Origin of the sequence: Halomonas flagellata, assembly GCF_022487945.1 — a bacterium.
In the GTDB taxonomy this organism is placed as follows: domain Bacteria; phylum Pseudomonadota; class Gammaproteobacteria; order Pseudomonadales; family Halomonadaceae; genus Halomonas; species Halomonas flagellata.
The window spans coordinates 1-811 of the sequence record NZ_JAKVPY010000087.1; the positions used below are offsets into that span (position 1 = coordinate 1).

General features: G+C 42.9%; 1 protein-coding gene. It reads left to right on the forward strand.

Going from position 1 to position 811, the window contains the following annotated elements:
- Window positions 1-461 precede the first annotated feature (461 nt).
- On the forward strand, window positions 462-767 hold the full coding sequence (locus MKP05_RS21230) for a hypothetical protein (protein WP_240570132.1): 306 nt from the start codon (window positions 462-464) through the stop codon (window positions 765-767).
- Window positions 768-811 lie beyond the last annotated feature (44 nt).

The following is an 811-nucleotide window of genomic DNA, read 5'->3' on the forward strand; positions in this document are numbered from 1 at the left end:
CTGGCAGCAGCCATTGGTAACTGGGAGTTCGCAGAGGATTTGTTTAGCTAAACACGCGGTTGCTCTTGAAGTGTGCGCCAAAGTCCGGCTACACTGGAAGGACAGATTTGGTTGCTGTGCTCTGCGAAAGCCAGTTACCACGGTTAAGCAGTTCCCCAACTGACTTAACCTTCGATCAAACCGCCTCCCCAGGCGGTTTTTTCGTTTACAGTGCAAGAGATTACGCGCAGAAAAAAAGGATCTCAAGAAGATCCTTTAAATGATCGTCAGTTCTGTTATCCCCGGAGCTCCATCCATCCCACGGAAAAACACCCGCCACTGATGCCCTCAGCGCACTGCACATCATGTACAAACCACTCCCTCCCTCCTTTTTTATTGCGTTTCTTAATGCGCAATGGTAGCTTTGTGCGCAACAAAAAACGCAATAGCAAGGGGGGGTAATGAGAGAAAGAACAAATATCATGCTAGATATAGGATTAAAGCAATCCTTACAACGGCTTTCGAATAAAACCAAAATGAGTCTAAGTGATCTTATTAACCAGAGATTATCAGGTTCACTTTCAGTTGAAGAACGCATTGGCGAAAAGCCTGAATGGATGAGAAACCTTGATCCCTATCTCGCCAATCACTTTTCAAATATTGAGTTACCGCTCCCTTCACCATTAAAAGAATACCAAGAAAAAATGGATGAGATAGATTCAATTATTAATGACATGATGGTTCTAAAGGAATATTTCAGAGCTAAGTTTTACGACGAAATAAAATAGGCACGCTATACGGAGGCGGAGAATTATGTTTTTTAAACGGTATT

Coding starts and splice junctions, on each gene's coding strand:
- MKP05_RS21230 (WP_240570132.1), top strand. CDS start 462: ATGCTAGATATAGGATTAAAGCAATCCTTACAACGGCTTTCGAATAAA.